Genomic DNA, 23,806 nt, shown 5'->3' on the forward strand with positions numbered 1-23,806 from the left:
CCGCGCAGCCTGCAGCCTGCCTGCAGGGAGCGCTGCCATTGGCCCGCCGGGCAAACCATGAATGAAGGAAACACCGTCGATGAAGTGCTACCACTCCGCCACCGTCGGGCCCAACAAGGCCGCGCTCCAGATTGCGCTGCGCAAGGCCTATTCGATCAATACCGATACCTGCATCGCACTGCCCGAACTGCGCCTGCTCGAAGGCGTGTTGGGCGAGATACTCGGCGAGCGTGCGGTGAAGTTCCTGAAGAAGGACCACAAGGCGCAGTATTTCGGCAAGCCACTGCGCATCACCACCCCCAAGATCGACGTCGGCGTACTGTATGGCGCGATCATCGCGGCCTATGTCGACATGGCGCAGCTCGACGCGCTGGCCGCCAAGTACCCGAAGCAGACCTTCATCTACCTGGCGCCCGATGACGAGGCCCTGGCGGCGTATCTGGCAAAGCACGCGTCAATGGCCATCTGAGCCGCGTTCCCGCAGGCCTGCGAGCACCGCACGATTGACGGTGGCGGCAGCAGCCTGGGCACTGGCGTAGTTCGGATGCAGGCCGTCCGGCCCCGGTACGAACTGCTCCCATGCCGGCACCACGGTCGCGCCGCGCTCCGCCATGGCTTGCGCATAGCGAGCACGCATCGTCTCGTAGGCCGCCGCCGGGGTCAGCTGCAGCACATGGTGCAACGCCGGCTCGTGCAGCCGGGCAAACGGCGGGTAGGCCAGCACGAAGGGCGTGATCTGCCTCGCCCGCGCGGCTGACACCAACGCGGCGACCTGCTCGCCGACGCGTTCTGGATGATCGAAAAACTCGGCACTGAGCCCGATCACCAGGCAAGCCGGGGGATGCTCGCGCAGCAGGCCCAGCAGCGCCTCGGCCTGGAGCTGGAAGTCCGTGCTCGGTGCCCCGCCGCTGGCGGCGCTGAACCAGCTGATGCCGCTCTCGCCGCTGCTGGCGTAGAGCGCGTAGGCCAGGCCCCGCGCCAGCGGATCGACAGCGGCAGGCGGGTGCTGCCCGTGCTGGGCGCCGTGGTCCGGCCGTAGCTGGTCGGATTCGAACGAGGCACCGACCAGCATGCACACCTGTGCCAAGGGCGCGGCCTGGGCCGGCGTTGCGGCCAGCGCCACCGCCGCGAGCATCCACATCGTCACCAACAGCGGTTTTTTGGGCACGGCATGACTCCATCTAGGGGCGTGGAATGGCCTGCCGCGTGCTGCGGCCGGCCGATGGTATGCCCGATGATTGTAGCCAATCCGGCCCGGCCTGGCCTGGCTAGGTCCAGTGTTGAGGCGGGGACCCGTTCCGCTCAGGGCTTGGGCGAGGTGTATTGGGCGACGATGCGGGCGAGCTGGCCGGACTTGCGCAGTTTTTCGAGCGCATCCTGCAGCTTGGTGGCGATTGCGGGGTCGGATTTGAGGTTCAGTGCGTAGTAATAGGCGCCCTGATCCGAGAGCGGCAGCAGCTTCACCGCGCGGTCGGGCGATGCGCCTGCCTTGTAGAGCTCCCAGGCCATGCCGACCTCGGTGTTGACCACGGCCTGCACCACGCCGCGCAGCAGCAGCAGGGTGATGGCGGCGTCCGAGCTGTCCTGCAGCATCGCATCGGCCTGGACATCCTTGCCGAGCAGGTCGCTGATCGAGGCCTCGCTGCGCACGACGCCGATGCGGTAGTGGTTCAGGTCCTCGTAGTGCTTGATGCCCAGATCGCTCTCGCGCAGGCCGAATACCCAGGTGGCGCGCGGCAGGATCGGGCCGATCCAGGTGAAGCTCTGCTCGCGCTCGGGCTTGCGCGCGGTGGTGTAGACCAGCGTGTTGGGCCGGTTCAGCGCCATGGCGTAAGCGCGTGCCCAGGGCACCAGCTCGAAACGGCAGTCGAGCGCGGCCTCGCTGCACATGGCGCGCAGCAGATCGGTCGAGATACCGCGCACCTTGCCCTGATCGAGGTAGTTGTAGGGTGGCCATTCCTCGGTGTAGGCGACCAGATCGGCGGCAGAGGCTGAGCCGATCCAGAGCAGGGAGGCAGCGAGGAGGGCGGACTTATTCATATCCGTCAATTCGAATATATCAAACTAAATGTGATGATAAATCGTCCTAGCTAGGACTACAAGAACGCCGGCGCTGGCGTATCCGCCAATGGCTGGGTGACGTGGCTGGGAACGGCCATGGGCATGGCATTGATTCAAATCGACGTAACAATGTATTGGTATGGTGCGTCGTTCTTCTTTGTGTGCCTCGATCACCCCCCCATGATGAAATTTCTGACCTGCTCCGCCGCGCTTGCTTGCACCGCGCTGCTGTCCGCCTGCAACAACGACACCGCAGGCGACAGCGCCACCCCCACCTATTACCAGACCAAGACCCCCTATGCGCCGCAGCAGGCCATGGGCAGCTACGAAGCTGCGCCGGCCGGCTTCACGCCGATCTACACCGAGATGATGGCGCGCCACGGCTCGCGCGGCCTGTCCAGCCTCAAGTACGACCTGGCGGTCTATAACATGTGGCAAAAGGCCTCGGCGGATGGCGCGCTGACCGAGCTCGGCGCCAGGCTCGGGCCCGACGTGCTCAAGCTGATGAAGGCCAATTTCCTGCTCGGCTATGGTGTCGCGGGCATTGCCAAGCCCGGCTACGGCAACGAGACCCAGCTCGGCATCGACGAACACCGCCAGCTGGCCGTGCGCCTGCTGCAACGCCTGCCCACGCTGTTCAAGGCTGTCGGTGACAGTGCCGCAACCACGCCACGGCAGATCGTCACTGTGACGTCGGGGGTCGATCGCGCGGTTGACAGCGGCGGTTTCTTCGTCGATTCGCTCAAGACGAGCCAGCCTAATCTCGCTGCGTTGATCACACTGTCGCCCGCCCCGGCGCCCTACTCCGCGGCCGTGCCGGTGGCCCAGCCAGCCGGCACCAACCGCTTCCTGCTGTATTTCCACAAGCTGGTGCCGGCAACCGACCTCGTCACCGACACGGCCGACCCGTTCTACAAGACTTACCAGGACAGCCAGGCCTTCCAGGCCTATGGCAAGGATGCGGACCAGGCCGCCAAGCAAGCCGCGATTCTCGCTGACCCCACTGCCAAGGCGGCCGGCCGTGCGGTGCTCGAGCGCCTGTTCAGCAAGGCTTTCGTTGACAAGATCGACAGCGGCGCCTACAGCTTCGCCAATACCGGCGCCATGACCTTCGCCAGCGACGACGGCAAGTTCACCAGCACGCTGAACGGCGATGGCAAGACCGCGATCAAGAGCCTGGCCGACGCCGGCTCGCTGATCTACGAGCTGTATTCGATTGCGCCGGCGCTGAAGCACGAGGCGCCTGTCGATTTCCTGCCCTACCTGCCGGCGGAGCAGGCGCGCTATTTCGCCGCCGTCAACGATGCATCGGACTTCTACAGCAAGGGCCCGGGCATCAGCGAGAAGGGCGACGTTACCTACCGCATGGCGCAGATACTCGAAGACGATTTCTTCAACGAGGTCGATGCCATCGCGCAAGGTGACCTGCGCCACGCCGCCAAGCTGCGCTTCGCCCATGCCGAGATCGTCATCCCGTTCGCCTCGAAGATGGGGCTCAAGGGTGTGCAGCAGCAGGCGCCGCTGGCCAGCCTGTACAGCTACGACAACAACCCGTGGCGTGGCGAATACGTGTCACCGATGGCCGCCAATATGCAGTGGGATGTTTACCGCGATGCGCGCGGCACGCTGCTGGTGAAGATGCTCTACAACGAGAAGGAAACCGACTTCAAGGCCGCCTGCGACGGCGCCAGATACGCGCCGGCCAGCCATTTCTACGACTATGGCAAGCTTAAGCAATGCTACGGCCACACGCCCAAGGCGTGATGCTTAAGGCGTAACAGGCTGCAGCAGGCAAAACACCAGCCACGACGGCTGGTGTTTGTTTTTCCGTGACGACTGCCGTGTCGGCACAAGGTGTTGGCGGGCCCATCAGGGTGAGTATTGATGCTGGATGCGGGCGATCTCGCCGCTGTCCTGCAGCTTGGTCACGGCAGCGCCGAGCGCGTTGATGGTCTCCGGTGTGGCCGTCTTGCGCGACAGGTGCAGCCAGAAATATTGCTTCTCCAGCGGGATCGGCGGCGCCAGCTCGGCCGGTGAATGGCCCAGCGCCAGGGCCGCGCCACGGATGCCGTAGTCGGTGCTGAGCACCGCATCCACCCGGCCCGCCAGCAGCATCTTCAGGCTGTGCTCGTGGTTGTCGGTGGTATAGCGGATGATGTTTTTTCGCGCCGTCACACGCGCATCGATCGGGAAGCTCCTGACCACCGCCAGCACCGCGCCGTCGAGCGCCTGCAGCGATCGATAGGGGCGTTGGGCCAGGCTATAGATGCCTGTCGGCATGCCGATCACCGGCGCTACCTGGATCGCAACCTGGCGGAGCTCGTCGTTGGTGAAGCGCAGGGTCATGTCCGCCGTGCCGGTCCTCAGGCTCAGCACGGTGCGCGCATAGGGCACGACCTGGTTGTCGTGCTCCAGGCCGGCGGTATCGGCAATCAGATTGCCGATCTCGTACATCATGCCGCCCTTGCCGCGCCTATCCTCGTAACCGAACGGCTCGCTCTTGATGGTCTCGATCCGCAACCTGCCCGCCTCCACGGCGGTTGAAGTGGCGAGCAACAGCGTCAGCAGCAGGGTCGAGAGGGTTCGCGTCATTCAATGGCAACGGAAGAAGGCTCGCCTTCCAGTGTAAACCATGGTACGAAGGCGACGAAGCCCAATGGATGAGGCGGCGAGGCCGACGCGGCTCCCGCCTTGCATGAAGAAGGTGGGCTGGGACGGCCCACCCGGAGTGCGATCAGGGTGCAGGGCCTGGCTGATCGGCACCATCAGGTGCTGATACGGCGCCGCCGGTTCCACGAGGTAGCGGCCAGCGGCATCGGCCTGCTTCGGTACTGGCCGTGGAACGCCGGATCAGCCCGGCACCCGGCCCTTTACCGCGTGGGCGCGGGCGCTGTAGGTGATGCTGCCGTCACCCGCCGTCGGAAGGCTGGTGCGCAGCTGTGCCTTCAGCTTGTCGGTATCGGCCGGCGCCATGGCGGCCAGCGTGGCGCCGACACTCGGCCCGCCGAGCACGATGCGCCAGAAATCGTCAAAGCTGGCGTAGCTGCGCTCCACCTCGATCGCCGTCGTCTGCACCTCGGTCAGCCCGGCCGCCTGCCACAAGGTCTGCAGCACCTCGATGCGCGATGCCTCGGGGCTCGGCGGCGCCGGCACGCTGTAGCCGAGCCCGGTGATCGCCAGCCGCAGCGCGTTGTAAGGGAAGCCGCCGCCATGCATGTCCCAGGCATAGGCCGCCGCCGTGCCGCCGGGCGCCAGCACCCGCGCCATCTCCGCCACACCCCTGGCGGGCTCCGGCACAAAGAAGATCACCAGCGGCATCACCGCGACATCGAATGCGTCGTCGGCAAATGGCAGCGCCATCGCATCACCCGTCTGCAATTGTGCCGCCGCCAGCGCCGGCCGCTGCCGCGCGAATACCAGCTGCTCGGCCGACGGATCGACCCCATGCACGACCGCCGGTGCACACCGCGTCACCAGCATCTCGGTAAATGCACCGTTGCCGCAACCCACATCCAGCCAGCGCGCCTCGCTGGCCGGCGCCAGCCAGTCGATAAAACGCTCGCCAGCCAGCTGGCTCCATTTGCCCATGTAGTCTTCATAGGCCGCACCGTTGTCAAAGCGGATCTGGATGTCGCTCATGCATAGTCTCCGGGGTGAGGTTGGGGGGATTCATTGGCGTGCCGCCACGTAACGGCCGAAACTGTCGAGGATTGCCTGCCAGCCGGCGCGCTGCTGCTCGACGGGAAAGGTGTTTTCGCTGTCAAAGGTGACCGTCACCCGCACACCCTCCACGCCGTTGGCAAACTCAACTTGCGCCATGCGGTCGCCAAAACGGTATTCGATCAACTGCAACGGCTCGATACGCGTATACGTGCCGGCAAAATCAAAACCCATACTGCCATCCTTCGCCTCCATCCGCGACGAAAACGCGCCGCCAACGCGCAAATCGACGCTGGCGCGGGTGGTGTGCCAATCTTCCGAGGCCGCATTCCAGAGCGTGATGTCGTCTGGTGTGGTATAGGCGCGCCAGGCTTGCTCGATCGGGGCGCGGACGGTGGTGCTGACGGTGATTTTCATGGCAGTTCTCCGGTCGTCTTGTTTGCTGGAGAGTGTGGCATGAATCAGCAGGGGAGGGGGCAATGGATCGTACATCGATGGCAGCTTGCAGGGCACGCTGTACGGCCTTGATGCTTAGCCTGCAGCCCGCGTGGTAATTGGCTTACAGCGCTACCTATAGCAGGGGGGAAACGGCATCTACCTGGCTTACCATATCGCCGCGGAGCAGCCGAAGCGGCCGCCCCCCTCAGTGCGCCTCCTCCCAATTCCCCCCCACACCGGCTTCGGCCACCAGCGGCACCTTCAGCTCGGCGACGCCGGCCATCAGTTCGGGGAGCCGGGTTTTCACCCGGTCCATCTCGGCATCGGGCACTTCGAGTACCAGTTCGTCGTGTACCTGCATGATGATGCGGGTGGCGAGGCGGTCGGTTTCGAGCCAGCCTTGCACGGCGATCATGGCGAGCTTGATCAGGTCGGCGGCGGTGCCTTGCATCGGGGCGTTGATGGCGGCGCGCTCGGCGCCCTGGCGGCGCATCGGCTGGGCGGCGTTGATCTCGGGCAGCCACAGGCGGCGGCCGAACACGGTTTCGACGTAGCCGTGCTGCTTGGCCATCTCGCGCGTGCGGTCCATATAGGCCTTGACGCCGGGGTAGCGGGCGAAATAGCGGTCGATGTACATCTGCGCGGCGCTGCGCTCGATTTCGAGCTGGGCGGCGAGGCCGAAGGCGGACATGCCGTAGATCAGGCCGAAGTTGATGGCCTTGGCGTAGCGGCGCTGCTCGCTGGTGACGGCGGCGGGCTCGAGGCCGAACACTTCGGCGGCGGTGGCGCGGTGGATGTCCTCGCCGCGCGCGAAGGCGGCCAGCAGGTTTTCGTCGCCCGACAGGTGGGCCATGATGCGCAGCTCGATCTGCGAATAGTCGGCCGAGATCAGCTTGTGGCCGGGGGCGGCGACGAAGGCCTCGCGGATGCGGCGGCCCTCGCCGGTGCGCACCGGGATGTTCTGCAGATTGGGGTCGTTGCTCGCCAGCCGGCCGGTGATCGCCACGGCCTGCGCGTAGTTGGTGTGCACGCGGCCGGTGGCGGGGTTGATCATCAGCGGCAGCTTGTCGGTGTAGGTGGACTTGAGCTTGGCCATGCCGCGGTATTCGAGGATGAGCTTGGGTAGCGGGTAGTCGTGCGCGAGCTTTTCGAGCACGTCCTCGTCGGTGCTCGGCGCGCCCTTGGGCGTCTTCTTGATCACCGGCAGCTGCAGCCGCTCGAACAGGATCTCGCCGATCTGCTTGGGCGAGCCGAGGTTGAACGGCTGGCCCGCGGCATCGTAGGTGCGCTGCTCGATCTCCAGCATGCGCTGGCCGAGCTCGTGGCTTTGCTGGTTGAGCCGGTGCGGGTCGATCAGCACGCCGTTGCGCTCGATCTTGAACAGCACCTCGCGCACCGGCATCTCGATCGCCTCGTAGATGTGGCGGATCTTGTCGTCGAGCTGCGGGTAGAGCGCCTGGTGCAGCTGCAGCGTGATGTCGGCATCCTCGGCGCTGTAGTCGGTGGCGCGCTGCACGTCGACGGCGTCGAAGCCGATCTGCTTCGCGCCCTTGCCGCATACGTCCTCGTAGCTGATCGTGGTGGCGCCGAGGTGGCGCAGCGCGAGGTCGTCCATATTGTGCGTCTTGTGGCTTTCGAGCACGTAGGATTGCAGCAGCGTGTCGTGCGCGACGCCGGCGAGGTGGATGCCGTGGTTGGCCAGCACGTGCTGATCGTACTTGAGGTTCTGGCCGAGCTTGGGCTTGGCCGGGTTCTCGAACCAGGGCTTGAGCGCGGCCAGCGTGGCATCGAGATCGAGCTGATCGGGCACGCCGGCATAGCGGTGCGCGAGCGGGATGTAGGCCGCCTCGTGCGGCGTGACAGCGAGGCTGATGCCGACGATGCGCGCCAGCATCGGGTCGAGGCTGGTGGTTTCGGTGTCGACGCAGGTGAGTGCCGCCGCGTCGATCTTCCTGAGCCAGGCGTCGAGCTGCGCCTCGGTGGTGATGCACTCATAGTGGCGCGCGGCCTGTGCGGCAAAATCGAAGCCGGCCTGGGCCCCGCTCTGGGCGGGGCTCGCAGCCGGGCTGGGGGCTGCGACTGGCGCGGCTTGCGGGGCTGCGCCGGCCTGCAGCTCCTTGAGCCAGGTCTTGAATTCGTAACGGGTGAACAGCGCGAGCAGCGTGTCGCGGTCCTGCGGCAGCCAGCCTAGCTCGCCCGGCGCCGGGATGTCGCCGACGTCGCACTTGATGGTGACGAGCTTCCGGCCCATCGGCAGCCAGTCGAGCTTGTTGCGCAGGTTCTGGCCGACCACACCGCCGATCTTGTCGGCATTGGCGACGATATTGTCGAGCGAGCCGTATTCGGTGAGCCATTTCACCGCCGTCTTGGGGCCGCACTTGTCGACGCCGGGCACGTTGTCCACGGTGTCGCCGATCAGCGTCAGGTAATCGACGATCTGCCCCGGCGCCACGCCGAACTTGCCCTTCACGCCATCGATGTCGAGCGTCTCGCTGGTCATGGTGTTGACCAGCGTCACGTGCTCGTTGACGAGCTGGGCCATGTCCTTGTCGCCAGTCGAGACAATGGTCTTGATACCGTTGCGCCAGGCCTGCTCGGCCAGCGTGCCGATGACGTCGTCGGCCTCGACGCCGTCGACCATCAGCAGCGGAAAACCGAGCGCCCTGACCGCCGCGTGCACCGGCTCGATCTGGCTGCGCAGGTCGTCGGGCATCGGCGGGCGGTTGGCTTTGTAGTCGGGATACCAGTCGTCGCGGAAGGTCTTGCCTTTTGCGTCGAAAACGCAGGCGCTATAATCAGCCTGTACTTCCTTTTGCAGCTTGCGCAGCATATTGATCACGCCGTACAGGGCGTTTGTGGGCTCTCCAGCGGAATTCTTGAGATTCTGGATCGCGTGGAATGCGCGATACAGGTAGGACGAGCCATCTATCAGCAGTAGCGTTTTCATAGAAAAAGAATATTTATGAGCCTGAGTGAGAAGCTGCCCAAGATCCTGGACCCTGGCGTCCTGGCGCAGTCGTACCGTGCACGTGAATCGTGGCGGGTGTTTGAAATCATGGCGGAATTCGTCGAGGCCACCGAGCGCCTGCAGGCCATCCAGCCTGCCGTGAGCCTGTTCGGCAGTGCCCGCACGCCGCGCGACCATCCGTATTATAAGCTGACAGAGGAAATCTCAAGGCTGTTGTCCGACTCGGGCTTCTCGGTCATCTCGGGCGGCGGCCCGGGCATCATGGAGGCGGCCAACAAGGGCGCCTACTATGGCAAGAGCCCGTCGGTCGGCCTCAACATCCAGCTGCCGCACGAACAGCACGGCAACCCGTATCAGGACGTGAGCCAGACCTTCCGCCATTTCTTCGCGCGCAAGGTGATGTTCGTCAAGAACGCGACCGCCTACGTCGTCATGCCCGGCGGCTTCGGCACGCTGGACGAGCTCAGCGAGGCGCTGACGCTGATCCAGACCGGCAAGTCGCGCAAGATGCCGATCATTCTGGTCGGCTCGAGCTTCTGGGCCGGCATGGTGGACTGGTTCCGCCAGACGCTGGTGAGCGAGGGCATGATCGGCGCCGACGATCTGGACCTGATCCAGGTGATCGACGAGCCGAAGGCCGTCGTCGACGCCATCTTCAAATTTTACGAGACACGCGGCTTCGAAATGTCGCCGACCGAGCGCGAGATGCAGTTCAGCCTGTAAGGCTGACGCCGCGCTCCCAACCAGGATACCCACATGCTACGTACCATCGTTGCCGCCCTGCTTGCGGCGTTTGCCCTGACCGTCCGTGCGGAGACCCCGCCCAAGGCCCAGGTTCCCCCGCCTCCGCCGCTGCCCGACAAGAGCCAGGAGGAGGAGCAGAGCGGCTTTCAACCCGAGCCGCAGGTATCGATCATCCAGAAGGGTGACGAGACGATCACCGAGTACCGCCTCAACGGCAAGCTCTACATGGTCAAGGTACAGCCCAAGGTCGGCCCCGCCTATTTCCTGCTCGACGAGGCCGGCAACGGCCAGATGAAGCGGTTCGAAGGCGAGCCCAACCTGAAGCCGCCGATGTGGGTGTTGTTCAAGTTCTGATAGGCCAACCCCGACATGTCTGTTTTCACCCCCGTCACGCCGGCGCAGATGCAAGCCCGGCTGAAAAATTACTCGATCGGCACGCTGGTCGAGCTCAAGGGTATTCTCGCCGGTATCGAGAACACCAATTTCTTCCTGACCACCAGCCACGGCCGCTATGTGCTGACGCTGTTCGAAGTGCTGAAAATGCACGAGCTGCCGTTCTATATCAATCTGATGTCGCACCTGTCGCGCCACGGCGTGGCCTGCCCGGCACCGATCGCGGACGTCAACAACGAGTTCCTGTCCGAATTCAACGGCAAGCCCTCGGTCATCGTCACCTGCCTCAAGGGCGAGGCGGTGATGGCGCCCGAAGCGCATCACTGCGCGCAGATCGGCGAGGTACTGGCCGAGATGCACCTGGCGGGCCAGACCTACCAGGGCCGCATGCCCAATCCGCGCGGCCCCGAGTGGTGGACGGCGACGGCGCCTCAGGTCTATGAATTCATGGCGCCCGAGGCGGCCGAGCTGCTGCGCCGCGAGGTTCAGCACCAGGCCGAGCACCGCTTCGACAGGCTGCCCTCGGGCGCGATCCACGCCGACCTGTTCCGCGACAATGTGCTGTTCGATGGCGACCGCGTCGGCGGACTGATCGACTTCTACTTCGCCTGCAACGACGTGCTGCTGTACGACGTGGCGATCACCGTCAACGACTGGTGCGTGAGCGACGACGGCGATATCGATGCGGCCAAGGCCAGCGCGCTGCTCAATGCCTACAACAAGGTACGCCCGTTCAAGCCGGAGGAGGTCGAGGCCTGGGGTACCATGCTACGTGCCGGCGCGCTGCGCTTCTGGGTGTCGCGCCTGTTCGACTTCCACCGCCCGCGCCCGTCCGAGCTCAACAAGCCGAAGGACCCGGGGCACTTCCAGCGCGTACTGGAACACCACATCGCACGCGACCCCGCCAGCCTATGGCTCTAGACCACGGCCAGCTCTCCGAGCACCGCAACTACCTGTTCCGCTACGCGATGCTGCAGCTGCGCGACGAGTCGCAGGCTGAGGACGTGGTGCAGGAGACGCTGCTGGCCGCGCTGCAGGCCAGTTTCAGCGGGCAATCGTCGCTCAGGACCTGGCTTACCGGCATCCTCAAGCACAAGATCATCGACCTGATCCGCAAGAAGAGTCGCGAGCCGGGCCTGCCCGACGATTTTTCGGATGTCGCCGATAGCGGCGACTTCGACGGCCTGTTCGAAGCCAACGGCCACTGGACCGAGGCCGATTTTCCCGGCGCCTGGGATCACACGGCGCAAGCCATCGAGGACAAGCAGTTCTGGGCCACCTTCGAGCGCTGCCAGCAGCTCATGCCCAAGCGCGTAGCGCTGGTGTTCTCGCTGCGCGAGGTGATGGGGCTCGAGATCGACGATATCTGTAAGCGACTCGAGATCAGCGCGACCAATTGTTCGGTGATCCTCTATCGCGCACGCATGGCGCTCAGGCTATGCCTCGAAAAAAACTGGTTCGGAACCGCCGGAGAAGCCCGTTAAATGGGAGAAGCTCGTTAAATGCTGGTCTGCAAGGAAGCCACCCGCCTCGTCTCGCTGGGCATGGACCGCCCGCTCACGCTGTCGGAGCAGGTACAGCTGCGCGTTCACCTGGCGATCTGCAGCGGCTGCCGTAATTTCTCGCGCCAGGTTCACCTGCTGCGCAAGCTGTCGCGCCAACTCGTCGATCGCGACGACCAGCCGCCGCAGGATGGCGACTGAGCCCGCCGCCACGCCCGGCTACTTCCCCGCCCGCGCATCGAGCGCGGCATTGATCAAGGCCAGCGTCAGCGGATCAACCCGCTTGCTGCACATCAGGTAACGCGCCTCGCCCGCCGGCGCATCGGGGAAATTCAGTATGCGTAACGATGGGTCGACATGGGATACGAGGTAGCGGGCCTCTTCCTGCGGCCCGAACATCATGTCGGCGCGGCCGGCGGCGATCATGCGCACCATCTGCACCTGTTCCACCGTCACCACCTGCACCTGCGCCCGGTAGCTGGCCATCAGGCCGCGCATGTAGGCGCCGTAGGTCAGGCCATCCTTCATCAGGAGGCGCAGCCGCGGGTCGTCGAACACCTGCCGCAAGGTGGTGCCGGGTGCCAGCCCGAAGCTTGGGCGCACGATGGCGACGGCGGGGTGATCGATATACACCGGCTTGCTGAATTGCGCGATGAGTTCGCGCTCGGGCGTCTTGTACCAGCCCACGCCGCAGTCGCGGCCCCGGTTGCTCTCGATCAGCGCGAGCAGGCGCTTGGCGGGCGTCTGGCGCCAGCTGAACGGGACCGTGGTGCGGGTCATGGCCTGCGTCACCCGGTCGGCGATCAGGCCGCCGACATCGCCTTCGAGGCCCGGCATCGCATAAGGGGGGCGTTCGTAGTAATGCAGCGTGACGCTTTCCTGTGCCTGGGCGGCAGCTGCGAGGCCTGCCAGGGCGAGCCAGAACAATCGCAATGAGGGCTCCTGCCAGTAGGGTGACACCCCGGCCATCGGGGCGTTTGCACTACTGTAGCACAGGGGGCATCACCCCCTCACGGAGGCGGCCAGCGCCACCAGTGCGGCGTCCGCCGTCGCCAGCAGGCCGGCGTGAAGCTGGAACACATGCCACATGCCGTCGTAGATCTCCAGCTCCACCGCGCCGCCGACGCTGCCCACACGCTGCGCTAGCCGCCGTGCGTCATCGAGCAGCACCTCGTCCGAGCCGACCTGGATCAGCATCGGCGGCAGGCCGGCGAGGTTCGCCAGCAGCGGCGAGCAGCCCGGATCGCTGGCCGGACGCCGGCCACGGTAGAGCTCGGCGCCATGCCGTATCCAGTCGATCGCGAGCATCGGGTCGCGGTCGCGCAACTGGCGGATGCTGTCACCACCGAAGGTGAGGTCGACCCACGGCGAGAGCAGCAGCAGGCGCGCCGGTTGCGGCAGGGCCAGCTCGCGCAGCCGCAGCGCCAGGGCCAGGGCCAGGCCGCCGCCAGCCGAATCGCCGGCAAGGATGATGCTGGCTGGATCGTAGCCGCGCGACAGCAGCCAGCGGTAGGTGGCCAGCGCGTCGTCGAGCGCCGCGGGATAGGGGTGTTCCGGCGCCAGGCGATAATCGGGCACCACCACGTCCGCGCAGCCCTGCAGGGCCAGCCGCGAGGTGAGGCTGCGGTGGGTGCGCGGCGAGCCGAGGCAATAGGCCCCGCCATGCAGATAGAGCACCACCGAGGCCGTCGGCGCCGGACCCGCGCGGACGATTTCGAGCGGCACGCCGTTGCCATGCTCGGCCACAAAGCGCACGCTGGACGCCGGCCGATTGCTCTGGGCCAGCCCGGCGACGATGCGGCGCTGCCACGCAAGCGACACGGGCGGCCTCACCAGCCGCTTGAACAAGAGACGCAGCGTGCCGCGCAGCACGGCCCGCAGCAGCCGCTGCAGCAGGCCGGGGCGCGGCTGCAGGTGGCGTATGACGGCCGCCTTGGCCAGTCGGGAATCGGCAGCACCCATGTTCATTCTTCCTTCTCGAAGTGATAGTCGGCGGTATCGAGATGCCGCGTCAGCTGGCGGTAGCTCAGCGTAAAGGTCGGCCAGTTGACGGTGTGGCGGCCGTTGGCGTCGATATACCAGCTGCTGCAGCCCTTGTTCCACACCGTGTGCTTGACCTGGCGCTGGATGCCGTCGTTGTAGCGGCGGTTGATCTCGGGCCGGACGTCGATGGTGTGCAACCCGTGCGCCTCGACATGGCGGATGCACTGCAGCACGTGCGCGAACTGGCTCTCCAGCATGTAGACGATCGAGTTGTGGCCCAGATTGGTGTTGGGGCCATAGAGCAGGAACAGGTTGGGAAAGCCCGGCACGGTGATGCCGAGGTAGGCCTCGGCGCCGTCGCGCCAGGCGCCGTTCAGGTCGCGCCCGTCACGGCCGGTGACGCGCATCGGCGCCAGGAACTCGGTAGCCTGGAAGCCGGTGCCGTAGATGATGGCATCGACGCGCCGCTTGCTGCCGTCGCACGTGACCACGGTCTGCGCCTCGACATGGTCGATGTCGTCGGTCACCAGCTCGACATTCGGCCGGTTCAGCGCGTCGTAATAGTTGTTGGAGATCAGGATGCGTTTGCAGCCCATCGGGTAATCGGGCGTCAGCCGTGCGCGCAGCTCGGGGTCCTTGATCTGCTTGCGCAGGTGGCGGTGGAACTGCAGCTCGAACAGCTCCATGGCGCGGGTGATCTTGGCGAAGGCTATCGCGCGTGCCTCGTGCTGCAGGTAGATGCCGGCCCGGCTGGCCGTCTGCAACAGCGGAAAGCGCCTGAGCAGGCCGATCTCGGCGGCGCGATAGGCGCGGTCGGGCTTCGGGATCACATAGGGCGGGGTGCGCTGGAACAGGTAGAGCTGCCTCACCTTGCGCGCGATCTCAGGCACGAACTGGATCGCGCTCGCGCCGGTGCCCACCACCGCCACCGTCTTGCCCGCGAGGTCGTAGCCGTGATCCCAGCGCGCCGAGTGAAAGCGCGTGCCGGCGAACTGCTCGACGCCCGGCAGGCGCGGATAGGCCGGGCGGCTCAGCTGGCCGCAGGCGGTGATCAGGTAGCGCGCACGGAACACCCGCCCGTCCGTGGTCTCGACCTGCCACTGCCGCGCCGCCTCGTCGTAGCTCGCGGCGGCCACCTCGGTATTGAAACGCACGTGGGGCAGGATGTTGTACTTGCGCGCGCAGTGCTGCAGGTAGGCGAGAATCTCGGGCTGCGGCGCAAATTTGCGCGACCAGTCCGCCTTCGGCTCGAAGGAAAACGAGTACAGGTGCGACGGCACATCGCAGGCCGCGCCGGGGTAGGTATTGTCACGCCAGCAGCCGCCCACGTCGGCCGCCTTCTCCAGCAACAGCAGCGGGCCGATGCCGGCGCGTTGCAGATTGATCGCCATGCCGAGCCCGCCGAAGCCGGTGCCGATGATGAGCACGCAGGCGTCGAGCGGCGGCGTGTGTGCGCTGTCCATGGTCTTGCTCCTTGTGTTCTCCGCGCCGTCTGGCCAGCGCTTGTGATTGTCGGACAAGGCTACCGGCAGCCGCGGCAAATGTGGATGGCGCAGCCGGAAAGCTAATCTATAATTTCGGACATCTTCTCCTCGGGAACCACCGTGCCTTACTGGGACTTTCGCCGCAGCGCCAATAGCATCCAGATCCTGGCCGACCTGGCGCGCGACAAGGGCATGGCGCTCGACGCCGTGCTCGCCGGCACCGGCCTCGACGCCGAACAGCTGCAGCTGTCGACGACCGAGGTCGAAGCCACGCAGGAGCTGCAGGTGGTGCGCAACCTGCTGCGCGGCTGCGGCCACGTACCGGCGCTGGGGCTCGAAGCCGGCTCGCGCTACCACCTGACCGCCTACGGCCTGTGGGGCTTCGCGCTGATCAGCAGAGCGACCCTGCGGCTGGCGGCCCGGCTGGCGCTGCGCTATCTCAAGCTGACCTTTGCCTTCAACCGCATCGAGCTGCTCGAGCATGGCGACGAAACCACGCTGCTGCTCGACGACAGCGAGGTGCCGCCCGATGTGCGCCAGTTCCTGGTAGAGCGCGACACGGCGGCGCTGCGCACGATACTCGATGATGTCTTTACGCTTCCCATGCCGCTGAGGCGCGCCTATTTCCGCTTTGCCCGGCCCGACTATGCGGAGCGCTTCGAGGCCCTGCTCGGCATCGTCCCCGCGTTCGGGCAACCGTTCAACGGTGCCACGCTCGATACCGCGCTGCTCGAACTGCCACTGCCGCAGGCTAACGAGCACACCGCCCGGATGTGCGAGGCGATGTGTCAGCAACTGCTCGACCGCCGCCAGCGCCGGGCCGGTGTGGCGGCACGCGTGCGCGAGCGGCTGTACCAACCCGCCGACCCGTTTCCCGACATGGAACGGACCGCGCGCGAGTTCTGCATGACCTCGCGCAGCCTGCGCCGCCACCTGCAGGCAGAAGGCACCTCGTATCGCGCGCTGCTCGACGAGGTGCGCGAAGTGGTCGCAGAACAGCTGCTGAGCCACGACGGCATGACGGTGGACGAGGTCGCGGCACGGCTCGGCTTCGCTGAGGCCTCCAGCTTCATCCTCGCCTTCAAGCGCTGGAAAGGCATGTCGCCGCGCCAGTTCCGGCAGCGCATCGACGTGCCGGCGCGGGCCCGGCGGTAGCACAACTACACGCGCCAGACGCCGGACCCGCGCGGCCAATGCCGCCGATGGCCGCGTGAATAGTCGCCAGCCAGCGGTGTTGGCGATGTCGCACGAAATATCAATTCGCCCATTTAGAGCAAAAGTACAATCCTTCGCCATGCGGGAGGCATCCGCATCCCGTTTGCCCGGTGAGGCCGGCGGGCCCGCCGCCCATAACCATTCCAATCCGGCGGCCCACGCACCGTGGCAATCATCGCTCGTACCCCACAGCGCGCACTATCTGAGCCATATTCGAAGGAGGGTGACATGATTTCACAACACTGGCGTAGGCTCGGCAGCTGGCTGCCGGCGGCGCTGACAGCCGGCCTGATGGCCGCGTGCGGCGGTGGCGGGGGCTCCGACGGCGCCTCGTCGCCGGCCGGCACGGCAAACATTGCCGCCGCGACCATGCGCGTGCATTTCCACCGTACCCAGAACGACACGGCCGACTGGGGTGTGTACTCGTGGAGCGGCCCGCTCGCGCCGAAAACGGCATGGCCCGGCGATCGCATCAAGTTCGCCAGCAGCGACGGCTTCGGCGCCTATGTTGACATCCCGCTCAATGTGTCGGCGGGCAAGCTGGATTTCCTCGTCATCGACGGCAACGGCAACAAGAACTGCGGCAGCGACCAGCACGCGACGTTCAAATCCGACATCGCCAGCAAGGGCCAGGAAGTCTGGATGCTCGAGGGTGACTGCACGGTGTACGACCAGCAGCCGGCGATCAGCGTCGGCAGCCTGGGGCAGGCCAGGGCCATGTGGCTCGATACCACCACCATCGCCTGGCCCAGCGCGCCGGCCAGCGGTGCCAGCTACCAGCTCTATTACGCGGCCAACGGCGGCATCAGCGCGAAGGCCGAAGGCGTCACCGGGGCGGATGGCGCGGTCGCGCTGCAGGTCGCCGGCGGCCTGTCCGACGCGCTCAAGAGCAAGTATCCCTACCTCGCCAGCGCCACCGCGCTGACGCTGGCCGACGGCTCGGCTGCCACGCTGAAGCCGCGCCTCAAGGGCCAGCTCGTCGTCGCCCAGTTCGACGCGAGCGGCAAGGTGGTCCAGGCCACCTCGCTGCAGGCCGCAGGCGTGCTCGACGCGCTCTATGCGACGGCGGCCCGGGGCAAGACGCTGGGCGTGAGCTTCGGCGCCGGCAATGCGCCGACCTTCGCGCTGTGGGCGCCGACGGCCAAGTCGGTCAAGCTCAATGTATTCCCCGAGAGCGGCGCCGCCGTCAGCGTGGACATGGTGGAAGACGGCAGCAGCGGTGTGTGGAGCTACACCGCCGCCGACGCGAGCTGGAGCAACGCGGCCTACTATACCTACACCGTGAACGTGTTCTCGCGCGCCGCCAGCAACACGGTAGTCAGCAACACGGTGACCGACCCGTATTCGCTCAGCCTCAACGCCAACAGCCAGCGGAGCTTCGTCGCCAACTTGGCCGATGCGAGCCTGAAACCCACGGGTTGGGACGGCCATGCGGTGCCGGCGCTCGACGCGCCCGAGGACATCGCGATCTACGAGCTGCACGTGCGCGACTTCAGCATCAACGATGCGACCGTGCCGGCGGCCCATCAGGGCAAGTACCTGGCGTTCACCGACAGCACCAGCAACGGCATGAAGCACCTCAAGCTGCTGCAGCAATCCGGGCTCACGCACGTTCAGCTGTTGCCGGTGTACGACATCGCCTCGGTCAACGAGGCCGGCTGCACCTCGCCCAGCGTGCCCAATGCGGCGGCCGACTCCGACCAGCAGCAGGCCGCCGTCTCGGCCGCCAAGGATACGGACTGCTTCAACTGGGGCTATGACCCGTACCACTACACGGCGCCGGAAGGCAGCTACGCGAGCGATGCCGGCAACGGCCGCGTGCGCGTCAAGGAATTCCGCCAGATGGTGAAGGCGCTGCACGACGCCGGCCTGCGCGTGACGATGGACGTGGTCTACAACCACACCTTCGCCGCCGGCCAGGACGACAAGTCGGTGCTCGACAAGGTGGTGCCGGGCTACTACTACCGCCTCGACAACCAGGGTGCGATCTTCAACTCCACCTGCTGCGCCAATACCGCCGCCGAGAACGCGATGATGGCCAAGCTGATGATCGACTCGGTGAAGACCTGGGCGACGCAATACCAGGTCGACGGCTTCCGTTTCGACATCATGGGCCACCTGCCGCTCGACGCGATGCTGCAATTGCGCAGCGACACCGATGCCGCCGCCGGCCGCTCGCTGTATTACTACGGCGAAGGCTGGAATTTCGGCGAGGTCGCCAACGACGCACGCTTCAAGCATGCGGCGCAGGATAATATGGCCGGCACCGGCTACGGCACCTTCAACGATCGCCTGCGTGACGCGATCCGTGGCGGCGGCTGCTGCGACACCGGGGCCAGCCTGTTCAGGGGCCAGGGCTTCGCCAACGGCGTCTACCTCGACCCGAACGGCCAGAGCACGCAGACCAGGGACGACCTGCTGCACCTGACGGACCTGGTCAAGCTCGGCATGGCCGGCACGCTGCGCGACTACGTGCTGACCGACAAGGACGGCGCCGCGAAGAAGGGCAGCGAGCTTGCCTACTTCGACCTGAAAGCCGGCTACACGGCCGACCCGCAGGAGTCGATCAACTACATCGAGGCGCACGACAACCAGACGCTGTTCGACATCAACGCCTACAAGCTGCCGCAAACCACCAGCAAGGCCGACCGGGTGCGCGTGCAGAACCTCGGCACGGCGATCCTGACGCTGTCGCAAGGCATCCCGTTCTACCATGCCGGGCAGGAGCTGCTGCGCTCGAAATCGCTGGACCGCGACAGCTACAACTCGGGCGACTGGTTCAACCGGCTGTTCTGGGACTATTCCGCCAACAACTTCGGCGTGGGCCTGCCGGTGGCCGACAAGAACAGCGACAGCTGGGACCTGATGCGGCCGCTGCTGACCAACCCGCTGCTGCAGATGGGGGCGGGCGAGATCGTCACCAGCCGCGATGTGTTCCGCGACTTCCTGGCCGTCCGCAAGAGCTCGACGCTGTTCCGCCTGCGTAGCGGCAGCGACGTGATCAACCGTGTCGCGTTCCATAACAACGGCCCGTCGCAGGTGCCCGGCGTGGTGGTCGAAAGCATCGACGGCAGCGGCTACGCCGGCGCCGTCTGGAGCAGCGTGGTGGTGGTTGCCAACGCCGACAAGGCCGCCCACACGCTGAACGTGGATGCGCTGAAGGCCAGGACCTACAGCCTGCACCCGGTGCTGGCAGCCGGCAGCGATGCGGTGGTGAAGGGCGCCAGCCTGAGCAACGGCAGCATCAGCATCCCGGCACGCAGCGTGGCGGTGTTCGTCGCCAACTGATAGCCACTGTTTGATAACCCCTGTCGAGAGGGGCTGGCCAGCGCCAGCCCCGGTCGATCCCGTCTTGACCGCCCCTCGTGGGCGTTTTTTTTTGGGGTAGCGGCGCCAGCCGGGCCACGCGCCTAGAGCTTGTCGAGCGGAATCTTCAGGTAGGCCACGCCATTGGCCTCGGGCAATGGAAAGTGCCCGGCGCGGATATTGATCTGGATCGCCGGCAGCATCAGCACCGGCATGTCGAGCGTACGGTCGCGTGCACTGCGCATGGCGACGAACTCGTCCTCGCCGATGCCGTCACGCAGGTGGATGTTGGCCGCGCGCTGCTCGGCCACCGTGGCCTGCCATTGCGGGCTGCGGCCGTTCGGCGGATAGTCGTGGCACATGTAGAGGCGCGTTTCGGGTGGCAGCGACAGCAGCCGGCGCACCGAGCGGTACAGGGTATGCGCGTTGCCGCCGGGGAAATCGCAGCGGGCCGAGCCGACATCGGGCAGGAACAGCGTATCGCCGATGAACACGGCATCCTCGACCCGGTATGCAACATCGGCGGCGGTATGGCCCGGCACGGCCATCGCCGTGAATTCGAGCTCGCCGACCTGAAACCGCTCATCGTCGTGGAACAGATGATCAAATGCCGAGCCATCTGCGATAAAGTCATCGCCGAGATTGAACAGCGCCTTGAAGGCGCGTTGCACGGTATGGATCGGCTCGCCGATGCCAACGCGGCCACCACGCGGGCCTTGAGCCACTGTGCGGCGGACAGGTGGTCGGCATGCGCATGGGTTTCGAGTATCCAGTCGACCGTGAGGCGCTGCTCGCCGACGGCATCGACGATGCGCTGCGCCATCTCGCTATGCGTGCGGCCCGACTTGGGGTTGTAGTCGAGCACCGGGTCGATCACCGCCGCATGGCCGCCTGGCTGATCGTAGACGAGGTAGCTGATGGTGCAGGTGGCCGGGTCGAAGAAGGCGTCGATATGCGCGGGCATGCTATGTCCTCCGGACTTCAATTTATAATCCAGTGTAATGTCAGCCCACCCTCTCCATCCATCACGCCGCACGCCATCGGGCGCCACGGCCGACGCGCCACCGCGCCGCTAGACCCATGATCCTGCCAAGCTGGTTACGCCATTACCGCCGCGCCGACTGGCCTCACGACCTGGTCGCGAGCGCCACGCTGGTCATTTTCCTGGTGCCGCAGGGGCTCGCTTACGCGCTGCTGGCCGGCCTGCCGGCCCAGGCGGGGCTCTACGCGAGCATCGTGCCGGTGCTGTTCTATGCCTTGCTCGGCACCAGCGCGACGCTCTCGGTCGGGCCCGCAGCCTTGCCCTCGCTGATGACCACGGCCGCGCTGGCCAGCGTCGCCGCGCCCAGTGCGGCCGGCTATGCCGCGCTCGCGGCGGCGATCGCGCTGGTCTCCGGCGTGCTGCGGCTGGCGTTCGGCTGGCTGCGCTTCGGCTTTCTCGCCAACTTCCTGTCGCAATCGGTGGTCGGCGGTTTTGTCAGCGGCTCGGCACTGCTCATCCTGCTGGCGCAGCTGCCGCATCTGCTCGGCGTGGAAAGCCACGCCGCTACCGCCATGGGCATCGTGCAAGGGCTGTGGCGCCATGCCGACGCATTCAACCTGACCGCACTGTGGCTGTCCTTGGCCGCGCTGGCCCTGCTGTATGCCTGCAAGCTCGGGCTCAAGCCGCTGCTGGTACGCGCCGGCCTGTCGCCACAGGTGGCCGATCTGGTCGCCAAGGCGTCGCCGATGGCCGTGGTGGCGCTCGCCGGCGGCGTGGTGGCCTGGTTCGGCCTGCCGGTCAAACAGGTCGGCACGCTGGCGCCGGGGCTGCCGCCGCTGCGCTGGCCGGATGCCGACTGGTCGGCGCTGGCCTCGATCTGGCCTGCCGTGCTGGCGATCAGCGTGGTCGGCTTCATCGATAGCTACTCGATCGCACAGACACTGGCGCTGCGCCGCCGCGAGTCGGTCGATGCCAACCGCGAGCTGCTCGCGCTCGGCCTAGCCAACACCGCAGCCGGGCTGACCGCCGGCTTTCCGGTATCGGCCAGCTTCGGCCGCTCGGCCGCCAACGAGCTGGCCGGCGCCAGAACCCAGCTGGCGGGCATCCTGGCGGCGCTGTGGATGGCGCTGATCCTGCTGCTGGCGACATGGCTGTTCGCCACGCTGCCGCTGGCGGTGCTGGCCTGTACCATCGTGATCGCCGTGCTGCAGCTCATCGACCTGTCCATCCTCAAGCTGGCCTGGCGCTACGATCGGCGCGAGGCGCTGGTGTATGCCGGCACCGGGCTCGGGGTACTGGCCTTCGGCGTCGTCGATGCCCTGCTGCTCGGCGTCGGCCTGTCCTTGCTGCTGTTCATCTGGCGCACCAGCCAGCCGCACCTGGCCGAGCTCGGGCGCGTGCCGGGCAGCGAGCACTACCGCAACATCCTGCGCCATCGCGCGGAGACGACGCCGCAGATCCTGGCGGTGCGCGTGGACGAGAGCCTGTATTTCGCCAATATCGGCATCGTGCGCGCGCAGCTCGCCGCCATGCTCAACGGCCAGCCGCAGGCACGCCATCTGCTGCTGGTGCTGTCGGCGGTCAACACCATCGATATCTCCGCGCTGCAAGGGCTGAGGGAGCTCAACCGGGGCCTGCGCGAGCAAGGCGTGACGCTGAATCTGGCCGAGGTCAAGGGCCCGGTGATGGATCAGCTCAAGCAGAGCGGCTTTCTCGCCGAGCTGGCCGGGCATGCCTTTCTCTCCACCCATGTGGCGATGACCGCGCTCGGCAGTGCGCATCCGCACGATTACGCGATCTGAAGCCGCCCGCTAGCCAAGCTCGCGCGCGACGGCCTGGAAGGCGTTGATCAAGGCCGCATCGAAGCGCGTATCGAGCCCGCCGTTGACCTCGAACACTGCGCGCAGCACGCCCCGCCGATAATCCTCGCCGGCCAGCCCGCTGACCCGCTCGTACACCAGGTCGGCGCAGGCGAGCATCTGCGCGCCGGGATGCAGGGGCCGGCGCTGCGGGTCGGGCGGAAAGCCCTTGCCGTTGGCCCACTGGTGGTGTTGACGCACGATCAGCGCCGCCTCTTCGCAGTCTGGCGCCACGGTCAGCAGCCATTCGGCCGCCCGCGCGGGATGGCCGATGTAGCCGAGCCAGTCGCCGGAGCCGGGCAGCGGCGTGCCGCCGAGCACGCGCTCCGGCGCGGCCAGCAGGCCCACGTCGTGCCAGTGCACAGCGAGCGTCAGCGCATCGGGGTGGCAGGCGCGCCGGTAGCGTTGGTTCAACGCCAGCACCAGCTTGAGCTGATAGGCCACGCGGTCGTGCCAGGCAGGGTGGCGCTCGGCCAGGGCGGCGGCGAGCTGTCGGCCGAGCACCAACGCGCGCGCCTGGCTGTCGGGGAGCGGTGACGCCATCTGCGCCGACTCGTCGGCCAGCCCGAGCCATTCATCGTGGGCGGCCGTGAGTATCTCGCGTGCCGCATCGTCGGCCTCGGGCTGGGCCTTGGCCCGCGCCAGCTGCTCGATCAACTCGATCAGCGCGAGCCGCCGCCCTTCGTCGAAGCTGCGCCGGTCAGCGAGTGCCTGCATCATCTCGCCGACCTGGTCCATGCTCTGCAGCAGCGCCTCCGCCACCAGCGCCGAGCACTCGAAGGTGCGCACGCGCAGGCATTGCAGCACGTCCTCCAGCCGATGCACGAATTCGGCGATGCGGTTGGCGCGGCAGTAGGCGAAATCCCCCTTGATCGTGTGCATGTGGCGGAACGCGCTCGCCACCAGGTCGACGGCACCGGGCAGGCGCACGAGCTGGTGCAGGTCGTGTTCGAGCAGCGGCAGGTGTTCCCTGACCTCGTCTATGGCGTCCGGCAGCAGTTCGTAATCGACGTCTTGGTCTTCCATGTCTGGGCTTTTCAGGCAAAAAACGGTGGTTGGATGCGCCCGCAGTGGCTGGCGGGCAACGCGGCATGGCAAGCCAAGTGCCGTGCCGGCTGGCGCAGCGCCATGCCAGCACGGCGGCGGGCCCGGGCGAAACAGTCTGGGGCGATTTCCATGCATCCTTTCACGCTACGGGTGGCCGGCGGCCG

The 23,806-nt window shown here is 66.4% G+C and carries 20 protein-coding genes and 1 pseudogene; 10 read left to right on the plus strand and 11 right to left on the minus strand.

All coding sequences use genetic code 11. The features are described 5' to 3' along the window. Positions 1 to 61: 61 nt before the first annotated feature. On the plus strand, positions 62 to 469 hold the full coding sequence (locus ABWL39_RS13215) for a hypothetical protein (protein ID WP_367791814.1): 408 nt from the start codon (positions 62 to 64) through the stop codon (positions 467 to 469). On the opposite strand, the gene ABWL39_RS13220 is transcribed toward ABWL39_RS13215, so the two are convergent. Together ABWL39_RS13220 and ABWL39_RS13225 are read right to left on the minus strand one after the other, a co-directional pair. Continuing rightward, positions 455 to 1,168, minus strand: a complete 714-nt coding sequence (locus tag ABWL39_RS13220; RefSeq protein ID WP_367791817.1) for a hypothetical protein — start codon at positions 1,166 to 1,168, stop codon at positions 455 to 457. The genes ABWL39_RS13215 and ABWL39_RS13220 overlap by 15 nt on opposite strands. Before the next feature lie 134 nt (positions 1,169 to 1,302). After that, the gene (locus ABWL39_RS13225; protein WP_367791820.1) at positions 1,303 to 2,040 is read right to left on the minus strand and encodes a substrate-binding periplasmic protein; all 738 of its coding nucleotides are present in this window, start codon (positions 2,038 to 2,040) and stop codon (positions 1,303 to 1,305) included. 204 nt (positions 2,041 to 2,244) lie between these two features. Here ABWL39_RS13225 and ABWL39_RS13230 point away from each other — a divergent pair, with 204 nt between their 5' ends. Then, positions 2,245 to 3,825, plus strand: a complete 1,581-nt coding sequence (locus ABWL39_RS13230) for a histidine-type phosphatase (RefSeq protein WP_367792070.1) — start codon at positions 2,245 to 2,247, stop codon at positions 3,823 to 3,825. Between the two features lie 105 nt (positions 3,826 to 3,930). Here the strand turns inward: ABWL39_RS13230 and ABWL39_RS13235 are convergent, their stop codons facing one another. The 4 genes from ABWL39_RS13235 to polA all read right to left on the minus strand — a co-directional run bounded on the left by ABWL39_RS13235 (position 3,931) and on the right by polA (position 9,106). Then, on the minus strand, positions 3,931 to 4,653 hold the full coding sequence (locus ABWL39_RS13235) for a substrate-binding periplasmic protein (protein ID WP_367791823.1): 723 nt from the start codon (positions 4,651 to 4,653) through the stop codon (positions 3,931 to 3,933). Between the two features lie 258 nt (positions 4,654 to 4,911). Further along, positions 4,912 to 5,700 carry a class I SAM-dependent methyltransferase gene (locus ABWL39_RS13240; RefSeq protein WP_367791826.1) on the minus strand — a complete coding sequence of 263 codons (789 nt, stop codon included), beginning with the start codon at positions 5,698 to 5,700 and terminating at the stop codon, positions 4,912 to 4,914. 30 nt (positions 5,701 to 5,730) lie between these two features. After that, entirely contained in the window at positions 5,731 to 6,138 is a 408-nt protein-coding gene (locus ABWL39_RS13245; protein WP_367791829.1) for an SRPBCC family protein, read from the minus strand. 226 nt (positions 6,139 to 6,364) lie between these two features. After that, complete coding sequence (gene polA / locus ABWL39_RS13250; protein ID WP_367791832.1) at positions 6,365 to 9,106, minus strand: DNA polymerase I; 2,742 nt, start codon at positions 9,104 to 9,106, stop codon at positions 6,365 to 6,367. Between the two features lie 15 nt (positions 9,107 to 9,121). Here polA and ABWL39_RS13255 point away from each other — a divergent pair, with 15 nt between their 5' ends. The 5 genes from ABWL39_RS13255 to ABWL39_RS13275 are packed head-to-tail and all read left to right on the plus strand — an operon-like array spanning position 9,122 to position 11,967. Next, positions 9,122 to 9,850, plus strand: a complete 729-nt coding sequence (locus tag ABWL39_RS13255; protein WP_367791835.1) for a TIGR00730 family Rossman fold protein — start codon at positions 9,122 to 9,124, stop codon at positions 9,848 to 9,850. Positions 9,851 to 9,883: 33 nt separating this feature from the next. Further along, positions 9,884 to 10,225 (plus strand): DUF2782 domain-containing protein, encoded by a 342-nt coding sequence (locus ABWL39_RS13260; RefSeq protein WP_367791838.1) that lies wholly within the window; start codon positions 9,884 to 9,886, stop codon positions 10,223 to 10,225. A 15-nt stretch (positions 10,226 to 10,240) separates the two neighbouring features. Further along, a complete protein-coding gene (locus ABWL39_RS13265) occupies positions 10,241 to 11,185 on the plus strand; it encodes a homoserine kinase (RefSeq protein ID WP_367791841.1) in 945 nt (314 codons plus the stop codon). Then, entirely contained in the window at positions 11,176 to 11,748 is a 573-nt protein-coding gene (locus tag ABWL39_RS13270) for a sigma-70 family RNA polymerase sigma factor (RefSeq protein WP_367791844.1), read from the plus strand. Before ABWL39_RS13265 ends, ABWL39_RS13270 begins: the two co-directional genes overlap by 10 nt. Positions 11,749 to 11,766: 18 nt before the next feature. Beyond that, entirely contained in the window at positions 11,767 to 11,967 is a 201-nt protein-coding gene (locus ABWL39_RS13275; RefSeq protein WP_367791847.1) for a zf-HC2 domain-containing protein, read from the plus strand. 18 nt (positions 11,968 to 11,985) lie between these two features. Here ABWL39_RS13275 and ABWL39_RS13280 read toward each other — a convergent pair whose 3' ends face one another. From ABWL39_RS13280 to ABWL39_RS13290, 3 genes are all read right to left on the minus strand, one after another. Next, positions 11,986 to 12,699 (minus strand): substrate-binding periplasmic protein, encoded by a 714-nt coding sequence (locus ABWL39_RS13280; protein WP_367791850.1) that lies wholly within the window; start codon positions 12,697 to 12,699, stop codon positions 11,986 to 11,988. Between the two features lie 69 nt (positions 12,700 to 12,768). Beyond that, a complete protein-coding gene (locus ABWL39_RS13285; RefSeq protein WP_367791854.1) occupies positions 12,769 to 13,728 on the minus strand; it encodes an alpha/beta hydrolase in 960 nt (319 codons plus the stop codon). A 2-nt stretch (positions 13,729 to 13,730) separates the two neighbouring features. Next, positions 13,731 to 15,212, minus strand: coding sequence for a flavin-containing monooxygenase (locus tag ABWL39_RS13290; protein WP_367791857.1), 1,482 nt, complete (start codon positions 15,210 to 15,212; stop codon positions 13,731 to 13,733). Positions 15,213 to 15,353: 141 nt separating this feature from the next. Here ABWL39_RS13290 and ABWL39_RS13295 point away from each other — a divergent pair, with 141 nt between their 5' ends. Together ABWL39_RS13295 and pulA are read left to right on the plus strand one after the other, a co-directional pair. Continuing rightward, a complete protein-coding gene (locus tag ABWL39_RS13295; RefSeq protein WP_367791860.1) occupies positions 15,354 to 16,388 on the plus strand; it encodes an AraC family transcriptional regulator in 1,035 nt (344 codons plus the stop codon). Positions 16,389 to 16,676: 288 nt separating this feature from the next. Continuing rightward, positions 16,677 to 19,736, plus strand: coding sequence for a pullulanase-type alpha-1,6-glucosidase (gene pulA, locus ABWL39_RS13300; protein WP_367791863.1), 3,060 nt, complete (start codon positions 16,677 to 16,679; stop codon positions 19,734 to 19,736). Between the two features lie 122 nt (positions 19,737 to 19,858). Here pulA and ABWL39_RS13305 read toward each other — a convergent pair. Next, a pseudogene (locus tag ABWL39_RS13305) lies at positions 19,859 to 20,718 on the minus strand (MBL fold metallo-hydrolase). A 116-nt stretch (positions 20,719 to 20,834) separates the two neighbouring features. Here ABWL39_RS13305 and ABWL39_RS13310 point away from each other — a divergent pair. After that, complete coding sequence (locus tag ABWL39_RS13310; RefSeq protein WP_367791865.1) at positions 20,835 to 22,538, plus strand: SulP family inorganic anion transporter; 1,704 nt, start codon at positions 20,835 to 20,837, stop codon at positions 22,536 to 22,538. Positions 22,539 to 22,547: 9 nt separating this feature from the next. Here the strand turns inward: ABWL39_RS13310 and ABWL39_RS13315 are convergent, their stop codons facing one another. Next, positions 22,548 to 23,621, minus strand: coding sequence for an Hpt domain-containing protein (locus ABWL39_RS13315; protein WP_367791868.1), 1,074 nt, complete (start codon positions 23,619 to 23,621; stop codon positions 22,548 to 22,550). Between the last annotated feature and the right edge of the window lie 185 nt (positions 23,622 to 23,806).

Source organism: Chitinivorax sp. PXF-14 (genome assembly GCF_040812015.1).
Lineage (GTDB): Bacteria > Pseudomonadota > Gammaproteobacteria > Burkholderiales > SCOH01 > JBFNXJ01.

Excerpts from the sequence above, each read along its gene's own strand:
- ABWL39_RS13215 (WP_367791814.1), top strand. The coding sequence starts at position 62 with ATGAAGGAAACACCGTCGATGAAGTGCTACCACTCCGCCACCGTCGGG.
- ABWL39_RS13225 (WP_367791820.1), bottom strand. The coding sequence starts at position 2,040 with ATGAATAAGTCCGCCCTCCTCGCTGCCTCCCTGCTCTGGATCGGCTCA.
- ABWL39_RS13230 (WP_367792070.1), top strand. The coding sequence starts at position 2,245 with ATGAAATTTCTGACCTGCTCCGCCGCGCTTGCTTGCACCGCGCTGCTG.
- ABWL39_RS13235 (WP_367791823.1), bottom strand. The coding sequence starts at position 4,653 with ATGACGCGAACCCTCTCGACCCTGCTGCTGACGCTGTTGCTCGCCACT.
- ABWL39_RS13240 (WP_367791826.1), bottom strand. The coding sequence starts at position 5,700 with ATGAGCGACATCCAGATCCGCTTTGACAACGGTGCGGCCTATGAAGAC.
- ABWL39_RS13245 (WP_367791829.1), bottom strand. The coding sequence starts at position 6,138 with ATGAAAATCACCGTCAGCACCACCGTCCGCGCCCCGATCGAGCAAGCC.
- polA (WP_367791832.1), bottom strand. The coding sequence starts at position 9,106 with ATGAAAACGCTACTGCTGATAGATGGCTCGTCCTACCTGTATCGCGCA.
- ABWL39_RS13255 (WP_367791835.1), top strand. The coding sequence starts at position 9,122 with ATGAGCCTGAGTGAGAAGCTGCCCAAGATCCTGGACCCTGGCGTCCTG.
- ABWL39_RS13260 (WP_367791838.1), top strand. The coding sequence starts at position 9,884 with ATGCTACGTACCATCGTTGCCGCCCTGCTTGCGGCGTTTGCCCTGACC.
- ABWL39_RS13265 (WP_367791841.1), top strand. The coding sequence starts at position 10,241 with ATGTCTGTTTTCACCCCCGTCACGCCGGCGCAGATGCAAGCCCGGCTG.
- ABWL39_RS13270 (WP_367791844.1), top strand. The coding sequence starts at position 11,176 with ATGGCTCTAGACCACGGCCAGCTCTCCGAGCACCGCAACTACCTGTTC.
- ABWL39_RS13275 (WP_367791847.1), top strand. The coding sequence starts at position 11,767 with ATGCTGGTCTGCAAGGAAGCCACCCGCCTCGTCTCGCTGGGCATGGAC.
- ABWL39_RS13285 (WP_367791854.1), bottom strand. The coding sequence starts at position 13,728 with ATGGGTGCTGCCGATTCCCGACTGGCCAAGGCGGCCGTCATACGCCAC.
- ABWL39_RS13290 (WP_367791857.1), bottom strand. The coding sequence starts at position 15,212 with ATGGACAGCGCACACACGCCGCCGCTCGACGCCTGCGTGCTCATCATC.
- pulA (WP_367791863.1), top strand. The coding sequence starts at position 16,677 with ATGATTTCACAACACTGGCGTAGGCTCGGCAGCTGGCTGCCGGCGGCG.
- ABWL39_RS13310 (WP_367791865.1), top strand. The coding sequence starts at position 20,835 with ATGATCCTGCCAAGCTGGTTACGCCATTACCGCCGCGCCGACTGGCCT.
- ABWL39_RS13315 (WP_367791868.1), bottom strand. The coding sequence starts at position 23,621 with ATGGAAGACCAAGACGTCGATTACGAACTGCTGCCGGACGCCATAGAC.